This is a genomic window from Mycobacterium sp. HUMS_12744610, from assembly GCF_041206865.1.
GTDB classification, from domain to species: domain Bacteria; phylum Actinomycetota; class Actinomycetes; order Mycobacteriales; family Mycobacteriaceae; genus Mycobacterium; species Mycobacterium servetii.
Genome location: NZ_JBGEDP010000001.1, coordinates 5364779 through 5382180, shown reverse-complemented (window position 1 = coordinate 5382180; position 17402 = coordinate 5364779). Strand labels below are relative to the sequence as shown.

Genomic DNA, 17402 nt, shown 5'->3' with positions numbered 1-17402 from the left:
TCGTCACCGTGATCCCGCTTCCGCGTCCCTGGCTGCTGGCGAGCGCCATGCTCCTCGGGTGCGCGGCCGGGCTGCTGGCCGGGGTCGCGTTCACCTCGGCGCCCCACGCCGGCATCCGCTCGGACGTCGCGATCGCGCTGGTCGTCGGGATTCCGACCGTCACCGGGCTGCTGACGATCCTGTTCTCCGGGCGGCGCTGGGTCACGACGCTGGGCGCGTTCGTCCTGGGACTCGGGCCCGGATGGTTCGGTGTGCTCGTCGCCCTGCGGGTGGTCGCCGGTGGCTGAGGATCACGACCCCGAGTCGGGCCCCGGGACGGCGGCGTTCGTCCCGGATTTCTCCGACGACGAGCACACCGGCACTCAGTCCTGGGTCCCCGATTTCTCCGACGACACCGGCGCGCAGCCGGTGCCCGTGGTCACCGAACCCGAAGCGCCCGAGCCGCCCTCCGAGCCGCCCGATGCGCCGGCGGAGCGCGAGCCGACCGGCGCGGCGGTGCCGCCGGTCACCGTGCCCGGTCGTTACCTCTACCTGAAGTGGTGGAAGCTGGCGCTGGTGATCGCGGCCGTGTGGTGCGCGGCGGCGCCGGTGGGGCTGGGTCTGTTCTCCTGGTGGTACAACACGATCGACAAGTCGCTGCCGGTGTTCGTGGTCCTGGTCTACGTCGTTGCCTGCGCCGTGGGCGGGGTGATGCTGGCGATGACCGAAGGGCGGCCGTTGATCTCGGCGTTGTCGGTGGCGGTGATGTCGGGGCCGCTGGCCTCGGTTGCCGCCGCGGCGCCGCTGTACGGCTTCTACTACTGCCAGCAGACGGGCCACTGCCTGGTCGGGATCATTCCGTATTAACGACCGGCCCGGCCGCCCACTAGGGTGGGATCGTGACTTCTCACTATGACGTCGTCGTCCTCGGAGCGGGCCCCGGCGGGTATGTCGCCGCCATTCGCGCCGCTCAGCTCGGCCTGAACACGGCCATCGTCGAACCGAAGTACTGGGGCGGGGTCTGCCTCAACGTCGGCTGCATCCCGTCCAAGGCGCTGCTGCGCAACGCCGAGCTGGTCCACATCTTCACCAAGGAGGCCAAGACCTTCGGCATCGGCGGGGAGGCGACCTTCGACTACGGGATCGCCTACGACCGCAGCCGCAAGGTGGCCGAGGGCCGCGTCGCCGGCGTGCACTTCCTGATGAAGAAGAACAAGATCACCGAGATCCACGGGTACGGCAGGTTCACCGACGACCACACCCTGTCGGTCGAGTTGAACGAGGGCGGCAGCGAGGACGTCACGTTCGACAATGCCATCATCGCGACCGGCAGCAGCACCCGGCTGGTGCCGGGCACGTCGCTCTCGGCCAACGTCGTCACCTACGAGGAACAGATCCTCTCGCGCGAGCTGCCGGAGTCGATCATCATCGCCGGCGCCGGCGCGATCGGCATGGAGTTCGGCTACGTGCTGCGCAACTACGGCGTCGACGTGACCATCGTGGAGTTCCTGCCCCGCGCGCTACCCAACGAGGACGCCGAGGTGTCCAAGGAGATCGAAAAGCAGTTCAAGAAGCTGGGCGTCAAGATCCTCACCGGGACCAAGGTCGAGTCCATCTCCGACGACGGGTCCGGGGTCACCGTGGTGGTCAGCAAGGACGGCAAGCCGGAGCAGCTCAAGGCCGCAAAGGTATTGCAGGCCATCGGTTTCGCGCCCAACGTCGAGGGCTACGGGCTGGAGACGCTCGGCGTTGCGCTCAACGAACACCGGGGTATCGGCATCAACGAGTACATGCGCACCAGCGTGCCCCACATCTACGCCGTCGGAGACGTCACCGCCTTCCTCATGCTGGCCCACGTCGCCGAGGCCATGGGGGTGGTGGCGGCCGAAACCATCGCCGGCGCAGAGACTTTGCCGCTCGGCGACTGCCGCATGCTGCCCCGCGCGACGTTCTGCCAGCCCCAGGTGGCCAGCTTCGGGCTCAGCGAGGAGCAGGCCCGCGACGCGGGGTACGACGTCCAGGTCGCCAAGTTCCCGTTCACCGCCAACGGCAAGGCCCATGGACTGGGCGACCCCAGCGGCTTCGTCAAGCTGGTCGCCGATGTCACCCACGGCGAGCTGTTGGGCGGGCACCTGATCGGCCATGACGTGTCCGAGCTGCTGCCCGAGCTGACCCTGGCGCAGAAGTGGGACCTGACTGCCAACGAGCTGGCCCGCAACGTGCACACCCACCCGACCATGTCCGAGGCGCTGCAGGAGTGCTTCCACGGCCTGACCGGCCACATGATCAACTTCTGACGGCAGCGGTGTAGCTGATGCGCGGTGACACCATCGTCGGCGCCGTCGGCGGCCTGGCCGCCGGTTACGTCCTGTGGCTGGTCGCCTTCTCGGTCGGGAACGACACCACCACGGTGAGCCGGTGGGTTCCGGTGGTGTTGCTGGCCGCGCTCGTGCTCGGCGCCGGCGCCGGGGTGTCGGGCTGGTGGCTGCGGCGGCGCCGCAAGCTCGCCTGGGCGGCTTTCGCGATCGGGCTGCCGATCCTGCCCGTGGCCCTGACCGTGGCCGTGCTGGCCGACACCTACCTGTAGCGCCTACCTTGGGCGCGGGTTGTCCAACGGAATGTCGAGCGTGATGATCGTCGCGGCCAGACCGTCGTACTGGCTTGCCAACAAACAGAATTCGATCAGCTGCCGCTGATCGAGGTGACAAGCCAGCTGTTGCCAGGTCGCACCGGTCAGCGTGCGGGCGGTGAGGAACTCGTCGGTCGCGCGCAGCAGCGCGACCTGGCGGGCGTCCAGCGTGGCGGCGCCGTCGGCGGCCTGCGGCCAGGCGAAGATCGCCGCCTGGGTGGCCGCGTCCAGTCCCGCCTGACGTCCCATCCGCCGATGGTGCTGTAACTCGTACTCGCACCCGCGCACGTGTCCGACCCGCAGGATCACCAACTCGGCGTCAGCCCGCGGCAACCGGCCCCGCAGCAGCGCGCCGGAATAGGGCATCCAGAACCACAACAGCCGCCGGTGCCGGCCCAGTGTGGTGAACAGATGCATTTCCGGCGCCCGCACGGTGCGTGCCATCACCCGCGCCGCCACCCAGTTGACCAGCCCCAGGTCGCGAAGCCTCGTCGTCGAGGGAATCCGGCCCCGCCCCGCCGGCGCGGTCATGGCTGCTTCACCAGGTAAGGGGACACGGTGCTGCGGTGCTCGTCGAGGTCGAGCGCGCGCCCCAGCGCCGGGAACGCCCGTTGCGGGCAGTTGTCGCGTTCGCAGACACGGCAACCCGCGCCGATCGGTGTGGCGATCTCACCCGACAAGTCGAGTCCTTCCGAGTACACGAGCCGGTGGGCGTGGCGAAGTTCGCAGCCCAGCCCGATCGCGAAGGTTTTACCGGGCTGACCATACCGCGCGGCGCGGCGCTCCACGGTGCGGGCCACCCACATGTAGTTGCGCCCGTCGGGCATCTGGGCGACCTGCACCGAGATCTTGCCGGGGTTGGCGAACGTCTCGTAGACGTTCCACAGCGGACAGGTGCCGCCGCTGGAGGAGAAGTGAAAACCGGTAGCGGACTGGCGCTTCGACATGTTGCCGGCGCGGTCCACGCGGATGAAGGAGAACGGGACGCCGCGCATCGACGGCCGCTGCAACGTCGAGAGCCGGTGGGCGATGGTCTCGTAGCTCACCGCGTAGAACGACGACAGCCGCTCGACGTCGTAGCGGAAGTTCTCCGCGACGTCGTGGAACTGCCGATACGGCAGTACCGCTGCTGCGGCGAAGTAGTTGGCCAGCCCCAGCCGGGCCAGGGTGTGCGACTCGTCGCTGGTGAACTTCCCCTCGGTGACCAGGCTGTCGATCAGGTCGCCGAACTCGAGGTAGGCCAGTTCGGCGGCCATCTTGAACACCTGCTGGCCCAGCGAGAGATGGGTGCTGATCTCCAGCGTCTTGGTCGCGGGGTCGTAGCGGTGCAGCACGGTGTCGCCGAGGTCGATGCGCCGGTTGATGTGCACGCCGTGCACCTCGGTGAGCCGGCGGTTCAACTCGCGGGCCAGATCGCCGTGGTGCAGCCGCATCTGGATGGTGAGGTCCTCGGCGGCGGTGTCCAGCTCGTGCAGGTAATTCTGGCGTTGGTAGAAGTAGTCGCGGACCTCTTCGTGGGGCATGGTGATGGACCCGGTGCCGCTGCCGTCGAAGAACCGCTCCTCGGTGGCGGCGGCAAGTTGTGCGGTGGTGATCCGGTAGCGCCGGTGCAGGTTGACCACCGCCCGGGCCAGGGCGGGGTGATCGCTGACCATCTCGGCGACCTCGGTGGGGTCGACGTCGATGTCGAGGTCGCGGTCCATCGTCACCTCGCGCAACTCGGCCACCAGCCGGGTGTCGTCCTGCGAGGCGAAGAAGGTCGCGTCCACCCCGAACACCTCGGTGATCCGCAGCAACACGGCGACCGTCAGCGGACGCACGTCGTGCTCGATCTGGTTTAGGTAGCTCGGCGAGATCTCCAGCATCTGAGCCAGCGCGGCCTGGGAGAACCCCCGCTCGTTGCGCAGCTGGCGCACGCGAGAGCCGACGAATGTCTTCGACACGCCCCCGAGCCTACCCGTCCTGCGAAGACCGGATTTGCAGAGTTGGCATCCGAATATGGCTTTGTCACAATTGGTATTCGGGTGACGCCATTGGCATGATTCGCATCGGGCCCGGCGTCAAGCTTGGGTGCCGACAAGAGTACGGGGAGCGACGCCGTGAGCCTGGATAAGAGAATGATGCCGGTCCCGGACGGCCACCCCGACGTGTTCGATCGCGAATGGCCGCTGCGGGTCGGTGACATCGACCGCACCGGCCGGCTGCGGCTGGACGCCGCCGCTCGGCACATCCAGGACATCGGGCAGGATCAGCTGCGCGAGATGGGTTTCGAGGAGACCCATCCATTGTGGATCGTCCGCCGCACCATGGTGGACCTGATCCGCCCGATCGAGTTCCAGGACATGCTGCGTCTGCGCAGGTGGTGCTCGGGTACCTCCAACCGGTGGTGTGAGATGCGGGTGCGGGTCGACGGCCGCAAGGGCGGGCTGATCGAGTCCGAGGCGTTCTGGATCAACATCAACCGGGACACCCAGATGCCCTCGCGCATCGCCGACGACTTCCTGGACGGGCTGCGCAAGACGACCGACGTCGACCGGCTGCGCTGGAAGGGCTACCTGAAGCCCGGCAGTCGCGAGGACGCGCGCGAGATCCACGAGTTCCCGGTGCGCGTCACCGACATCGACCTGTTCGACCACATGAACAACTCGGTCTACTGGAGCGTGATCGAGGACTATCTCGCGTCGCACACCGAGTTGCTCGCGGGCCCGCTGCGCGTGACCATCGAACACGAGGCGCCGGTGGCGCTGGGCGACAAGCTCGAGATCATTTCGCACGTCCACCCGGCGGGATCGACCGATCGGTTCGGCGCCGATCTGGCCGATCGGGCTGTTACGACGCTCACATATGCGGTCGCCGACGAGACAAAAGCCGTCGCCGCGCTCTTCGCGCTCTGACTCGGGGGTGCCCGGCGCGCCCACCCCGGCATTTTCGCGGTTGACCTGCGGCTTTGCGGTTACCAGCGGGTAGCTTCTGAAACGGTTAAGCTTCAGACCTTCTTCGCAAAATTTGCAAACTCGGCGAAAGTCGTTGCCTAAATTGGCAATTGAAACGGGTGGACTCGGGTCCGCAAGCTGTGCCAAAGTCGAGTTAGCACATCAGCGAAGTCGGGCCCGTAGCTACGCCGTAAGGCGTCACCGGCCGCGACGATCAAAGTTTGTTAAGGAGTCAAGCCCAATGTCTGTCGTTGGCACCCCGAAGAGCGCCGAGAAGATCCAGCAGGACTGGGACACCAACCCGCGGTGGAAGGACGTGACCCGCACCTACAGCGCCGAAGACGTCGTCGCGCTGCAGGGCACGGTCGTCGAGGAGTACACGCTGGCGCGCCGCGGCGCCGAGGTGTTGTGGGACGAGTTGCACGACCTGGAGTGGGTCAACGCGCTGGGTGCCCTGACCGGCAACATGGCCGTCCAGCAGGTGCGCGCCGGCCTCAAGGCGATCTACCTGTCGGGCTGGCAGGTGGCCGGCGACGCCAACCTGTCCGGCCACACCTACCCCGACCAGAGCCTGTACCCGGCCAACTCGGTGCCGCAGGTGGTCCGCCGGATCAACAACGCGCTGCAGCGCGCCGACCAGATCGCCAAGATCGAGGGCGACACCTCGGTGGAGAACTGGCTGGCGCCGATCGTCGCCGACGGCGAGGCCGGCTTCGGTGGCGCCCTCAACGTCTTCGAGCTGCAGAAGGCCATGATCGCCGCCGGCGTCGCGGGCACCCACTGGGAGGACCAGCTGGCGTCGGAGAAGAAGTGTGGCCACCTGGGCGGCAAGGTGCTGATCCCGACCCAGCAGCACATCCGCACGCTGACCTCGGCCCGGCTGGCCGCCGACGTGTGCGACGTCCCGACCGTCGTGATCGCCCGCACGGACGCCGAGGCGGCCACGCTGATCACCTCGGACGTCGACGAGCGCGACCGGCCGTTCATCACCGGTGAGCGCACGCGGGAGGGCTTCTACCGCACCCGCAACGGCATCGAGCCCTGCATCGCGCGCGCCAAGGCCTACGCCCCGTACGCCGACCTGATCTGGATGGAGACCGGGACTCCCGACCTCGAGCTGGCGCGCAAGTTCTCCGAGGCGGTCAAGGCCTCCTACCCCGACCAGATGCTGGCCTACAACTGCTCGCCGTCGTTCAACTGGCGCAAGCACCTCGACGACAGCACCATTGCGAAGTTCCAAAAGGAGCTTGCCGCAATGGGATTCAAGTTCCAGTTCATCACGCTGGCCGGTTTCCACGCGCTGAACTACTCCATGTTCGACCTGGCCTACGGCTACGCCCGCAACCAGATGAGCGCCTACGTCGAGCTGCAGGAACGCGAGTTCGCCGCCGAGGAGCGGGGCTACACCGCGACCAAGCACCAGCGCGAGGTCGGCGCCGGGTACTTCGACCGCATCGCCACCACGGTCGACCCGAACTCGTCGACGACCGCGCTGACGGGCTCTACCGAAGAGGGCCAGTTCCACTGAGTTAGTCCGCCGAGGTTAGTCTGCCGAGCAGACGCAGAATCGCACTCTTGTACCTCAGTTGAGGCGATTCTGCGTCTGCTCGCGCAGTTGAGGAGGAGCTTGTGAGCGACGCAGGGATCCAGCGGGTCGGTGTTGTCGGGGCGGGGCAGATGGGATCGGGTATCGCCGAGGTCTCCGTGCGGGCCGGTGTCGACGTGACGGTGTTCGAGACCACCGAGGCCTTGATCACCGCGGGCCGCAACCGCATCGTCAAGTCGCTCGAGCGCGGCGTCAGCGCGGGCAAGGTGACCGAACGGGAGCGCGACCGCGCGCTGGGCAAGCTCACCTTCACCACCGACCTGGCGGACCTGGCCGACCGGCAGCTGGTGATCGAGGCCATCGTCGAGGACGAGGCGGTCAAGGCGGAGGTCTTCGCCGAGCTGGATCGGGTCGTCACCGACCCGGACGCGGTGCTGGCGTCCAACACCTCGAGCATTCCGATCATGAAGATCGCGGCGGCCACCAAGAACCCGCAGCGCGTGCTGGGCCTGCATTTCTTCAACCCCGTCCCGGTGCTGCCGCTGGTCGAGTTGGTGTGCACGCTGGTCACCGACGAAGGCGCCGCCGCCCGCACCGAGGAGTTCGCCGGCGCGGTGCTGGGCAAGCAGGTGGTGCGGTGCTCGGACCGTTCCGGTTTCGTCGTCAACGCGCTGTTGGTGCCGTACCTGCTGTCGGCGATCCGGATGGTGGAGGCCGGCTTTGCCGGCGTGGAGGACGTCGACAAGGCAGTCGTGGCCGGGCTGTCGCATCCGATGGGCCCGCTGCGGCTGTCCGACCTCGTCGGCCTGGACACACTCAAGCTGATCGCGGACAAGATGTTCGACGAGTTCAAGGAGTCGCAGTACGCCCCCCCGCCGCTGTTGCTGCGCATGGTGGAGGCGGGTCGGCTCGGCAAGAAATCGGGCAGGGGCTTCTACGCCTACTGAGCCTTTATGGCAGGCTCAGGCCGATCGGTTACTATTCAGCAGTTCAATAGCCGGGAGGTTCACGAAGAGCATGACAGCGCTGAAGCCGTACTACGAAGAGTCGCAATCGATCTACGACGTCTCCGATGAGTTTTTCGCGTTATTCCTAGACCCCACCATGGGTTACACCTGCGCGTACTTCGAGCGTGACGACATGACGCTGGAGGAGGCGCAGAACGCGAAGTTCGACCTCGCGCTGGGCAAGCTGAACCTCGAACCCGGCATGACGGTGCTCGACATCGGGTGCGGCTGGGGCGGCGCGCTGCAGCGCGCGGTCGAGAAGTTCGACGTCAACGTCATCGGAATCACATTGAGCCGCAACCAGTTCGCTTACAGCAAGAAGAGGCTCGCCGGTATTCCCACCGAACGCAACGTCGAGGTGCGGTTGCAGGGCTGGGAAGAGTTCGAGGACAAGGTCGACCGGATCGTCAGCATCGGTGCCTTCGAGGCATTCAAGGCGGATCGCTGGCCGGCGTTCTTCGAGCGCGCCCATGAGATTCTGCCCGACGACGGCCGGATGCTGTTGCACACTATCCTGACCTATCAGTGGCAGCAGATGCCGGCGCTCGGCATCTCGCTGACCATGAGCGATATCCGGTTCGCGCGCTTCATCGGCACCGAGATCTTCCCGGGCGGACAGTTGCCGACGCAGGAAGACATTTTCAAATTCGCTGAGCCCGCCGGGTTTTCCGTCGAGCGAGTGCAATTGCTGCGCGAGCACTACGAGCGGACCCTCAATATCTGGGCGGCCAACCTGGAGGCCAACAAAGAAAAGGCGATCGCCGTCCAATCGCAAGAGGTCTACGACCGGTACATGCACTATCTGACCGGGTGTGAGAACTTCTTCCGTAAGGGCATCAGCAATGTGGGGCAATTCACTTTGGTGAAGTGAGCGTTGCGCCGCTACTTTTCCAGCGTGAACTGGTTGACGTCGGTGTATCCCTGACGGAACAGTTTGGCGCAGCCGGTGAGGTATTTCATGTACCGGTCGTAGACCTCCTCCGACTGGGTCGCGATGGCTTCGTCCTTGTTCGCCTCGAGGGCGGCGGCCCAGTTGTCCAGGGTTCTCGCGTAGTGCAGTTGCAGCGACTGGATACGGGTCACCTTGAAGCCCGCCGCGGTCGCGTGCTCCTCGACCGACGGGATGGTCGGCAGCCAGCCGCCCGGGAAGATCTCGGCCAGGATGAACTGGGTGAAGTGAACGACCTCGTGGGTCAGCGGCCTGCCCTTCGCCCGAGCCTCCTTGAAGGTGGGGCGCGTGATGGTGTGCAACATCATGAGGCCGTCCGCCGGCAGCACCCGGTGGGCCATGTGGAAGAAGTGGCCCCAGCGCTGGCGGCCGAAGTGCTCGAACGCGCCGATCGAGACGATCCGGTCGACCGGTTCGTGGAACTTCTCCCAGCCTTCGAGCAGCACACGACGCGAGCGGGCGGTGTCCATCTGGTCGAACGTCTTCTGGACGTGCTCGGCCTGGTTTTCCGAGAGCGTCAGCCCCACCACGTTGACGTCGTACTTCTCGATGGCCCGCCGCATGGTGGCGCCCCAGCCGCAGCCGATGTCGAGCAGGGTCATCCCCGGCTCGAGCGCGAGTTTGCCCAGCGACAGGTCGATCTTGGCGAGCTGGGCCTCCTGCAGCGTCATGTCGTCGCGTTCGAAGTAGGCGCAGCTGTAGGTCTGGGTGGGGTCCAGGAACAGCCGAAAGAAGTCGTCGGACAGGTCGTAATGGGCTTGCACATTGCCGAAATGCGGCGTGAGCTGCACGGACATCACGTGATGGGCCTTTCTGTGTCAGTGAGGCACGGGCGCTGTCAACGGCGCATCCCGACTACCCCCTACGCATCCCCTGCATGCTAGCCGCTCTCGCGGTTAAAGTCCCCTTACGCCGGGTACGTCACGCGTGACCGTTGCGATCCCGAAAGGGAAATGTTTTGCCGGAATTCGGGCGTACCCGACGGCTCATTCCCCGGGCGGCGGGACGATCGGCGAGGGGTGCGGCTCCGCGCGGAACTTCTCGAGCGACCCGCCGACCTCGACGATCCCGCGCAGCGCGCTCCAGCTGAGCATGGTCAGGTAGTCGATGAGCTCGTCGCTGGTCATCCGCGGGTCCGACATCCAGGAGTGGGTGGCCAGCTGGACCCCGCCGACGATCAGGTAGGCCCACGGTTCCACCCCGCCGGTGTCCATCCCGGCCTCGTGCATGCGGCGGCGCATCAGCACGGCGAGCATGCGCGCGATGATGCGTTCGGAGTCGGCGATCACCTTGCTCTTGCTGGCCGAGCTGTTTGCCATGACGAACCGGTACGGCTCGGGTTCGGACGCCACCGTGTCGACGTACACCCGGATGACCTCCCGGGTCAGGTCGATGCCGTCGAGGTTCGAAGACAGCGCGGCCGCCATGTTGGGGATCAGGGTGGTCTGCGCGAAGCGCATCATCACCGCCGTCGTCAGGTCGTTCTTGTCGACGAAGTAGCGGTACAGCACGGTCTTGGACACCCCGACCTCGGCGGCGATCTCGTCCATGCTCACGAACCGGCCCCGGCGGCGGATCGCGTCGATCGTGCCGTCGACCAACTCGTTGCGACGCTCGACCTTGTGCTGGTGCCAACGCCGTTTTCGGCCGTCGGTCTTCACGGTCCCGGCCGGGAGGTGCTCAGCCACTGTCACGAATTCCCATTCACTAGACGCCCTCGATACTACGGCCCGGCGGACGCCGCGGAGCGCACCGTCCGCACGGATGCCGACGACGGACCGGTGGTGCATGGATGATGGTGTGGTGGCACGAGAATGCTGGCCCGGTGGCGCATAGGCTCCCCGCTCGGGTCGAGGCGCCGGCGCGGCCCCGCGCGTCGTTGGCGGAGTCGTTCGCCGGCGCGGACCCGCAGGCCGACGTCGAGCGGCGGGTCGGTCTGCGCCGGATGAAGCTCGTGGCGCTCGGCTTCCTGGTCGGTGCCACCGGTGTGTTTCTCGCCTGCCGGTGGGTGCAGGCGCAGGGCGGCGCGGCCGCCTGGGTCGGCTACGTCGGCGCCGCCGCGGAGGCCGGGATGGTGGGTGCCCTCGCCGACTGGTTCGCAGTGACCGCGCTGTTCAAGCATCCGCTGGGCATTCCCATCCCGCACACCGCGATCATCAAGCGCAAGAAGGACCAGCTCGGCGAGGGCCTGGGAACCTTCGTGCGGGAGAACTTCCTGTCGCCGGCGGTCGTGGCGACCAAGCTGCGCGACGCAGAGGTGCCCGGACGGCTGGGCAAGTGGCTGTCGGAGGCCCCGCACGCCGGGCGGGTGGCCGGTGAGACCGCGACGGTGCTGCGGGTTCTGGTGGAGCTGTTGCGCGACGACGACGTTCAGCAGGTCATCGACCGGATGATCGTGCGCCGCATCGGCGAACCGCAGTGGGGTCCGCCCGTGGGGCGGGTGCTGGGCACGCTGCTGGCCGAGAACCGGCAGGAGGCGCTGATCCAGTTGCTGGCCGACCGCGCCTTTCAATGGTCGCTCAACGCCGGCGAGGTCATCCAGCGGGTGGTCGAGCGCGATTCGCCGAGCTGGTCGCCGCGGTTCGTCGACCAGCTCGTCGGCGACCGCATTCACCGCGAACTGATGGATTTCACCGACAAGGTGCGCCGCAACCCCGACCACGAATTGCGGCGCTCTGCCACCCGATTCCTGTTCGAGTTCGCCGAGGACCTGCAGCACGACCCGGACACCATCGCGCGCGCCGACGCCGTCAAGGAGCAGCTGATGGCGCGCGAGGAGATCGGCAACGCCGCCGCGACCGCCTGGCGGACGCTCAAGCGGCTGGTGCTCGAAGGCGTCGACGACCCGTCCAGCACCCTGCGTTCGCGCATCGCCGACACGGTCGTGCGCATCGGCGAATCCTTGCGCGACGACGCCGAACTGCGCGACAAGGTGGACGACTGGATGGTCAGGGCGGCGCAGCACCTGGTCACCCAGTACGGGGTGGAGATCACCGCGATAATCACCGAGACGATCGAACGCTGGAACGCCGACGAGGCCAGCCGGCGCATCGAGTTGCACGTGGGGCGCGACCTGCAATTCATCCGGATCAACGGCACCGTGGTGGGCGCGCTGGCGGGACTCATCATCTATGCCGTCGCGCAGCTAATGTTCTGAGAAGTGCTAACCAGTGCTTGCAAAAGCAAGCACCGCTCCGTACGCTGGTGCCGTCCGATAGGCCCGACGACCCAGGAGTGCGCAATGCCAGCGGAGGAGAAGCTCTCCGCCAAGGTGTCCACGGCGGCCTCTGACATGGCCTCCGACATCGGCAGCTTCATCCGGAGCCAGCGCGAACTCGCCCAGGTGTCGGTGCGGCAGCTGGCCGAACGGTCCGGCGTCAGCAATCCGTACCTGAGCCAGGTCGAGCGCGGGTTGCGCAAACCCTCCGCCGACGTCCTGAACCAGATAGCAAAGGCCCTGCGGGTCTCCGCGGAGGTTCTCTACGTACGGGCGGGCATTCTCGAGCCGGGCGAGACCAGCCAGGTCCGCGACGCCATCGTCACCGACACGGCGATCACCGAGCGTCAAAAGCAGATCCTGCTCGACATCTACGCCTCGTTCGCCCACCAGAACGAAGCCGCCCTCGAGGAGGGTGGCGCCGGCCCCGTTGCCGACGAGTCCGCCGGTGAGCCGGCAACGCATAGATAATCGGCCGCCGGTCTATCCAGAAACCATCAGGAGGTCTTCCGGCAAATTGCGCATCACGACACAGCGCGGCTCTTGACGACCGCAGCGGCGGCGGCCGACGCTGGCCCTGAGTTTCCGACGCACCACGGAATAACCACAGACCACGAAAAGAAACCATGAAAGGAACAACCATGGCAGAAAACTCGAACATCGAAGACCTACGGGCCCCGTTGCTGGCGGCGCTGGGCGCGGCCGACCTGGCGCTGGCGACCGTCAACGACCTGATCGCCAACATGCGCGACCGCGCCGAGGAGACGCGCACCGACACCCGCGGCCGCGTCGAGGAGAGTCGTGCCCGCCTGGCCAAGATGCAGGAGGACCTGCCCGAGCAGCTGACCGAGCTGCGCGAGCGGTTCACCGCCGACGAGCTGCGCAAGGCCGCCGAGGGCTACATGGAGGCGGCGACCGGCCGCTACAACGAGCTGGTCGAGCGCGGCGAGGCCGCGCTGCAGCGGCTACGCAGCCAGCGGCCCTTCGAGGACACCGCGGCGCGCGCCGAGGGCTACGTGGACCAGGCCGTCGAGCTGACCCAGGAGGCGCTCGGCACCGTGGCGTCGCAGACCCGCGCGGTCGGGGAGCGGGCGGCCAAGCTGGTCGGCATCGACCTGCCCAAGAAGGCCGACGAGCCGGCCAAGGCCGTCGCCAAGAAGGCCCCCGCCAAGAAGGCGCCGGCCAAGCGCCTGCCAAGAAGGCGCCTGCCAAGAAGGTCACCCAGAAGTGAGCCGTGGTCCGGGTCGCCCGTCGCGCGACCCGGACCACCGGAGTCGACGTTTCCGGCGGCGCCCGCATACCCTTGAGGCGTGACACACCTCGTGGGCACCGTCATGTTGGTCTTGCAGATCGCCGTCCTGGTGACGGCCGTGTACGCCTTTGTGCATGCGGCGCTGCAGCGGCCCGACGCCTACACCGCCGCCGACAAGCTGACCAAGCCGGTGTGGTTGATCATCCTCGGCTTGGCCGTGGCGCTGACCTCCATCCTGAGTTTCGTCTTCGGTGTGCTGGGGACGGCGATCGCCGCCTGCGCGGCCGGGGTGTACCTGGTCGACGTCCGGCCCAAGCTCCTCGAAATCCAGGGCAAGTCGCGTTAGCGGGATGAGGGCCCTGCCGGCCGCGCTGGTCGCGGCGCTCGTCGCGCTGACGGGTCCGGTGCCCACCGCCGGGGCCGACCCCGTTCGCGGCCCGGTGCCGTCGCCGCCCTACGTCGATCACACGCAGTGGACGCAGTGGTCCGGCATGCCGCGCCTGCGGGTCTTCCCGACACCGGCCGCGCGGATCACCTCCCTGCGGCCCGGGACGGCCGCCGCGGCCGACGAGGCCTGGTCGGAGGTGCTCGCGCTGGCCCCGAACGCCGGAACCCCCGGCATGCGCGCGCAGTTCATCTGCCACTGGCAGTTCGCCGAACGGGCGCTGCCTGGCAAGGTCAGCTGGAACCTGGAGCCGTGGCGGCCCGTGGTCGGCTACGACGAGATGGTGGCCTCGGGATGTAATCCCGGCGGCGCGGAAGACGTGTCCTAGTGGCGGGCCGGCCCACCCGAGCACAACTGGCCGCCCTGGTGGACCACACGCTGCTCAAACCCGAGGCCACCGACGCCGACGTGACGAGCCTGGTCGCCGAGGCCGTCGAGCTGGGGGTGTACGCGGTGTGCGTGTCGCCGTCGATGGTGCGGGCCGCCGGGGGCGGTGTGCGGGTCGCCGCGGTGGCCGGTTTCCCGTCGGGCAAGCACGTGCCGGCGGTCAAGGCGCTCGAAGCGGGCGGGGCCGTGGCCGACGGCGCCGCCGAGATCGACATGGTCATCGATGTCGGCGCGGCGCTCAGCGGCGACGTGGACGCGGTGCGCCGCGACATCGAGGCGGTGCGGGTCGCCGTTCCCGGGGCGGTGCTCAAGGTGATCGTGGAGTCGGCGGTGCTGTTGGGCCGGGCCGGTGAGCGCGCGCTGGTGGACTCCTGTCGCGCCGCCGAGGCGGCCGGTGCCGACTTCGTCAAGACCTCGACCGGGTTTCACCCCGCGGGCGGGGCGTCGGTGCGCGCGGTCGCGCTGATGGCACAGACCGTCGGCGGCCGGCTGGGGGTCAAGGCCAGCGGCGGGATCCGCACCGCCGCCGACGCCCTGGCGATGCTCGATGCCGGCGCGACCCGGCTCGGCCTGTCGGGCACCCGCGCGGTGCTCGACGGGCTGGACTGAACGCCCGGGCCGCCGAGCCTCAGAGGTTGGCGAAGCAGGGGTCCTGGCCGCCGCCGCCGGTGGGGATCGTCGCGTTCTGGGTGGAGAACTTGCTCACCACCCCGGTGTCGGTGACCTGCACGCTGTCCGCGTGGATGCCCAAAGGGTAGTTTTGGGTCAACTTCGTGGTGAAGTTGTCCAGCGTCGACTGCACGGATTCCTTCGGCATCGTGAAGCCCAGCGCGTTGAACGTCTGGATCTGCAGCTGCAGCCCCTTGCCCTGCACGATCGGCTTGGCGGTGATGTTGTCGAGCATGCCCTTGAGCTCGATGGTCCCGTCCTTGGGGTGGGTGGTCACGCTGTTGGTGACGAACGGACCCAGGACCGGGATGGAGTTCTGCACGGTCTGCTTGATGCCTTCGGCCGTCCAGGTGATGGTGGCGTCCAGCGATCCGATGGTGCCCTTGGAGTTGGCCGTCGACTTGAGCTGGACGTTCCGGATGTCGATGGCGATCTTCATGCCCTTGGCGTCGCGGATCTGGTTGCCGGCCGTCGACACCGAGATGTTGGTGAAGTGTTTGGTGGCCAGCTGCCACAGCATCAACGGCGTCACCCCGAACGACGCGGTGGCCTTGTCCTTGACTTCGCAGGCCACCGCCTCGGCGACCTTGGTGTCGGCCACGTGGCGGGCGTACAGCTCGGCCCCCACCAGCCCCCCGATCAGCAGCGCGAACACGATGATGAAGACCAGCAGGATGGACAGCGGGTCACGCGGGAAGCGCCGCTTGCGCTTCCCGCCCGACGGGTCCTCGTTAGCTTTCGCCATCCGCTCCGTCGGCGGCGTGGGCGGGCTCGGCGGCGGGGCGTAGGGCGGACGCTGCCGGGGCGCGTGCGGTGCCCCCAGCTGGTCGGTCTGGCCGGGCTGCTGGCCGGGGCCGGGAGCCGGCGGTCCCTGGGACGGATCGCCGGCGGGCATCCGCTCGGTGGGTCGCTCGGTAGGTGGTTGACCGAAGGGACCGTGGTTGCCGGGACGGGACCACATCGGCGGGCCCTCGTTCGGTGGTCCTTGTGGGTTCGTCACTCAACCGATTCTGCCCTATCGGCGCGAGCGAACGCCGAGCGGTTGCGCAGCACCGCGATGGCGTCCCGGGCGCGCGCCACCCGGTCGACGTCGATGTCGGCGAACACCAGTTCGGGGTGCGACCCGGCCGACGCGATCACCTCACCCAGCGGCGAGGCCACCAGGCTGCCGCCCACCCCGGTCGGCGCGCCCGAGGCCGCGAGGTCCTGCCCGGGGTCGGCCTGGCCGGCCGCCGCGACGTAGCTCGTCGAGTCCAGCGCGCGGGCACGGACCAGCAGCCGCCACTGCTCGAGCTTGCCCGGGCCCGCACCCCAGGACGCGCAGACGACGATCAGCTGGGCGCCACGCAGGGCGAGCTCGGTGTAGAGCTCGGGGAACCGAATGTCGTAGCACACGCTCAACCCCACCCGGACGCCGTCGACGGTGATCACCACCGGCTCGTGGCCGGGCGCGACGGTCCGCGACTCGGTGAACCCGAACGCGTCGTAGAGGTGGATCTTGTCGTAGTGGGCCCACAGCCGGTCCGAGGGCTGCTTCGACGATCCCGGTCCCGCCGCGATCAGCGTGTTCGTCACCCGGCCGTCGCCGGCCGGGGCGAACATCCCGGCGATCACGGTGACATCGAAGTCGGCCGCGATCCGGCGGACGCCGTCCGCCCAGGGCCCGTCGACCGGCTCGGCGACGGGCGCCAGCGGGACGCCGAACCGGCACATCGTCGCCTCGGGGAACACCACCAGGCGCGCGCCGGCGTCGGCGGCCCGGCCGGTGTACTCGCGGACCAGCTCCAGGTTCGCCGCGGGCTCGGTGCCACTGAGAATCTGCGCCAGGGCGATTCGCATGGCCGCCAGCTTAGAGCGTGTTGCCCGCGATCCACTCGCTGGTGAAGCGCTGTTCGGCGGCCACCAGCTCGGCCAGGCGCGTGCCGATGATCTCGACCTTGCCGCCGATGATCGGCGCCCGCACCTGCACGGTGATGCGGAAATCCAGGCGGGCGCCGCAGGGCGCGGGCGACAGCTCGGCGGTGCCCCACACGTTCACCGGGGCGTCCACGATCTCCCCGGCGATGGAGGCCGTCGCGGCCCCGTCGGTGACCGGCCCCCAGGTCTCCTCGCGCCGGATGCACAGGTCACCGCGGTGTAGCTGCGTGACCATGGCGGGCAGGTTGTGGCTGCGCACCACCTGCCGGGTGACCACCGCGATGGTGGCCCCGTCACCGGACCGGCCGCCGACCCGGATCGACTCGACCTCGGCCTCGTCGACGGGAATGTCGGCCAGCCGGGCCCGCCAGTACTCCTCCTCCTGGAAGGCGCGGTAGATGTCTTCGACGCCGCCAGAGTAGTCGGCGGATAAGTCGAATGAACGCGGCATAGCTGGTCAGGCTACCGTTAC

At 68.0% G+C, this 17402-nt stretch carries 20 protein-coding genes and 1 pseudogene; 14 read left to right on the top strand and 7 right to left on the bottom strand.

From position 1 onward, the window contains the following. Nucleotides 1-8: 8 nt before the first annotated feature. Genes AB8998_RS26195 through AB8998_RS26180 form a run of 4 tightly spaced genes read left to right on the top strand, consistent with a single transcriptional unit; the run spans nucleotide 9 to nucleotide 2566 of the window. Nucleotides 9-287: a putative holin gene (locus tag AB8998_RS26195; protein ID WP_369740851.1), complete on the top strand. Its 279-nt coding sequence runs from the start codon at nucleotides 9-11 to the stop codon at nucleotides 285-287. Continuing rightward, nucleotides 280-846: a hypothetical protein gene (locus tag AB8998_RS26190; RefSeq protein ID WP_369740850.1), complete on the top strand. Its 567-nt coding sequence runs from the start codon at nucleotides 280-282 to the stop codon at nucleotides 844-846. The genes AB8998_RS26195 and AB8998_RS26190 overlap by 8 nt, the downstream gene beginning before the upstream one ends. 32 nt (nucleotides 847-878) lie before the next feature. Continuing rightward, a complete protein-coding gene (gene lpdA, locus AB8998_RS26185; protein WP_369740849.1) occupies nucleotides 879-2276 on the top strand; it encodes a dihydrolipoyl dehydrogenase in 1398 nt (465 codons plus the stop codon). A 17-nt stretch (nucleotides 2277-2293) separates the two neighbouring features. Then, a complete protein-coding gene (locus tag AB8998_RS26180) occupies nucleotides 2294-2566 on the top strand; it encodes a hypothetical protein (RefSeq protein WP_369740848.1) in 273 nt (90 codons plus the stop codon). Between the two features lie 3 nt (nucleotides 2567-2569). Here AB8998_RS26180 and AB8998_RS26175 read toward each other — a convergent pair whose 3' ends face one another. Both AB8998_RS26175 and ramB read right to left on the bottom strand, forming a co-directional pair. Continuing rightward, nucleotides 2570-3139 carry a carboxymuconolactone decarboxylase family protein gene (locus AB8998_RS26175; RefSeq protein ID WP_369740847.1) on the bottom strand — a complete coding sequence of 190 codons (570 nt, stop codon included), beginning with the start codon at nucleotides 3137-3139 and terminating at the stop codon, nucleotides 2570-2572. Further along, entirely contained in the window at nucleotides 3136-4551 is a 1416-nt protein-coding gene (gene ramB / locus AB8998_RS26170) for an acetate metabolism transcriptional regulator RamB (protein WP_369740846.1), read from the bottom strand. Before ramB ends, AB8998_RS26175 begins: the two co-directional genes overlap by 4 nt. Nucleotides 4552-4707: 156 nt before the next feature. On the opposite strand from ramB, the gene AB8998_RS26165 reads away from it, so the two are divergent. From AB8998_RS26165 to AB8998_RS26150, 4 genes are all read left to right on the top strand, one after another. Then, nucleotides 4708-5502 (top strand): acyl-ACP thioesterase domain-containing protein, encoded by a 795-nt coding sequence (locus tag AB8998_RS26165; RefSeq protein ID WP_369740845.1) that lies wholly within the window; start codon nucleotides 4708-4710, stop codon nucleotides 5500-5502. Between the two features lie 280 nt (nucleotides 5503-5782). After that, entirely contained in the window at nucleotides 5783-7069 is a 1287-nt protein-coding gene (gene aceA, locus AB8998_RS26160) for an isocitrate lyase (protein ID WP_369740844.1), read from the top strand. 101 nt (nucleotides 7070-7170) lie between these two features. Then, a complete protein-coding gene (locus AB8998_RS26155) occupies nucleotides 7171-8034 on the top strand; it encodes a 3-hydroxybutyryl-CoA dehydrogenase (protein WP_369740843.1) in 864 nt (287 codons plus the stop codon). A 70-nt stretch (nucleotides 8035-8104) separates the two neighbouring features. Further along, nucleotides 8105-8965, top strand: a complete 861-nt coding sequence (locus AB8998_RS26150; RefSeq protein WP_369740842.1) for a cyclopropane mycolic acid synthase family methyltransferase — start codon at nucleotides 8105-8107, stop codon at nucleotides 8963-8965. A gap of 11 nt (nucleotides 8966-8976) precedes the next feature. Here AB8998_RS26150 and pcaA read toward each other — a convergent pair whose 3' ends face one another. Continuing rightward, complete coding sequence (pcaA, locus tag AB8998_RS26145) at nucleotides 8977-9840, bottom strand: cyclopropane mycolic acid synthase PcaA (protein ID WP_369740841.1); 864 nt, start codon at nucleotides 9838-9840, stop codon at nucleotides 8977-8979. A gap of 189 nt (nucleotides 9841-10029) precedes the next feature. After that, nucleotides 10030-10731 (bottom strand): TetR/AcrR family transcriptional regulator, encoded by a 702-nt coding sequence (locus AB8998_RS26140; protein WP_369741775.1) that lies wholly within the window; start codon nucleotides 10729-10731, stop codon nucleotides 10030-10032. A 107-nt stretch (nucleotides 10732-10838) separates the two neighbouring features. Between AB8998_RS26140 and AB8998_RS26135 the strand changes: the two genes are divergently transcribed. The 6 genes and pseudogenes from AB8998_RS26135 (at nucleotide 10839) to deoC (ending at nucleotide 14953) form a co-directional block, all read left to right on the top strand. After that, nucleotides 10839-12200, top strand: a complete 1362-nt coding sequence (locus tag AB8998_RS26135; protein ID WP_369741774.1) for a DUF445 domain-containing protein — start codon at nucleotides 10839-10841, stop codon at nucleotides 12198-12200. Nucleotides 12201-12284: 84 nt separating this feature from the next. After that, complete coding sequence (locus tag AB8998_RS26130; RefSeq protein ID WP_369740840.1) at nucleotides 12285-12731, top strand: helix-turn-helix domain-containing protein; 447 nt, start codon at nucleotides 12285-12287, stop codon at nucleotides 12729-12731. A gap of 170 nt (nucleotides 12732-12901) precedes the next feature. Then, nucleotides 12902-13491: pseudogene (locus tag AB8998_RS26125) on the top strand (heparin-binding hemagglutinin). Between the two features lie 79 nt (nucleotides 13492-13570). Next, nucleotides 13571-13858: a DUF2516 family protein gene (locus tag AB8998_RS26120; protein ID WP_369740839.1), complete on the top strand. Its 288-nt coding sequence runs from the start codon at nucleotides 13571-13573 to the stop codon at nucleotides 13856-13858. A gap of 4 nt (nucleotides 13859-13862) precedes the next feature. Then, nucleotides 13863-14285: a DUF2599 domain-containing protein gene (locus AB8998_RS26115; RefSeq protein ID WP_369740838.1), complete on the top strand. Its 423-nt coding sequence runs from the start codon at nucleotides 13863-13865 to the stop codon at nucleotides 14283-14285. Then, a complete protein-coding gene (deoC, locus tag AB8998_RS26110) occupies nucleotides 14285-14953 on the top strand; it encodes a deoxyribose-phosphate aldolase (protein ID WP_369740837.1) in 669 nt (222 codons plus the stop codon). The genes AB8998_RS26115 and deoC overlap by 1 nt, the downstream gene beginning before the upstream one ends. Nucleotides 14954-14972: 19 nt before the next feature. Here the strand turns inward: deoC and AB8998_RS26105 are convergent, their stop codons facing one another. From AB8998_RS26105 to AB8998_RS26095, 3 genes are read right to left on the bottom strand one after another with little or no spacing between them, the layout of a single operon-like run. Beyond that, complete coding sequence (locus AB8998_RS26105; RefSeq protein ID WP_369740836.1) at nucleotides 14973-16013, bottom strand: LmeA family phospholipid-binding protein; 1041 nt, start codon at nucleotides 16011-16013, stop codon at nucleotides 14973-14975. Next, the gene (locus AB8998_RS26100; RefSeq protein ID WP_369740835.1) at nucleotides 16010-16852 is read right to left on the bottom strand and encodes a carbon-nitrogen hydrolase family protein; all 843 of its coding nucleotides are present in this window, start codon (nucleotides 16850-16852) and stop codon (nucleotides 16010-16012) included. Before AB8998_RS26100 ends, AB8998_RS26105 begins: the two co-directional genes overlap by 4 nt. A 10-nt stretch (nucleotides 16853-16862) precedes the next feature. Then, entirely contained in the window at nucleotides 16863-17381 is a 519-nt protein-coding gene (locus tag AB8998_RS26095) for a DUF2505 domain-containing protein (RefSeq protein WP_369740834.1), read from the bottom strand. Between the last annotated feature and the right edge of the window lie 21 nt (nucleotides 17382-17402).

Coding starts and splice junctions, on each gene's coding strand:
- AB8998_RS26095 (WP_369740834.1), bottom strand. CDS start 17,381: ATGCCGCGTTCATTCGACTTATCCGCCGACTACTCTGGCGGCGTCGAA.
- aceA (WP_369740844.1), top strand. CDS start 5,783: ATGTCTGTCGTTGGCACCCCGAAGAGCGCCGAGAAGATCCAGCAGGAC.
- AB8998_RS26150 (WP_369740842.1), top strand. CDS start 8,105: ATGACAGCGCTGAAGCCGTACTACGAAGAGTCGCAATCGATCTACGAC.
- AB8998_RS26180 (WP_369740848.1), top strand. CDS start 2,294: ATGCGCGGTGACACCATCGTCGGCGCCGTCGGCGGCCTGGCCGCCGGT.
- AB8998_RS26115 (WP_369740838.1), top strand. CDS start 13,863: ATGAGGGCCCTGCCGGCCGCGCTGGTCGCGGCGCTCGTCGCGCTGACG.
- AB8998_RS26130 (WP_369740840.1), top strand. CDS start 12,285: ATGCCAGCGGAGGAGAAGCTCTCCGCCAAGGTGTCCACGGCGGCCTCT.
- AB8998_RS26100 (WP_369740835.1), bottom strand. CDS start 16,852: ATGCGAATCGCCCTGGCGCAGATTCTCAGTGGCACCGAGCCCGCGGCG.
- AB8998_RS26135 (WP_369741774.1), top strand. CDS start 10,839: ATGGTGTGGTGGCACGAGAATGCTGGCCCGGTGGCGCATAGGCTCCCC.
- AB8998_RS26175 (WP_369740847.1), bottom strand. CDS start 3,139: ATGACCGCGCCGGCGGGGCGGGGCCGGATTCCCTCGACGACGAGGCTT.
- pcaA (WP_369740841.1), bottom strand. CDS start 9,840: ATGTCCGTGCAGCTCACGCCGCATTTCGGCAATGTGCAAGCCCATTAC.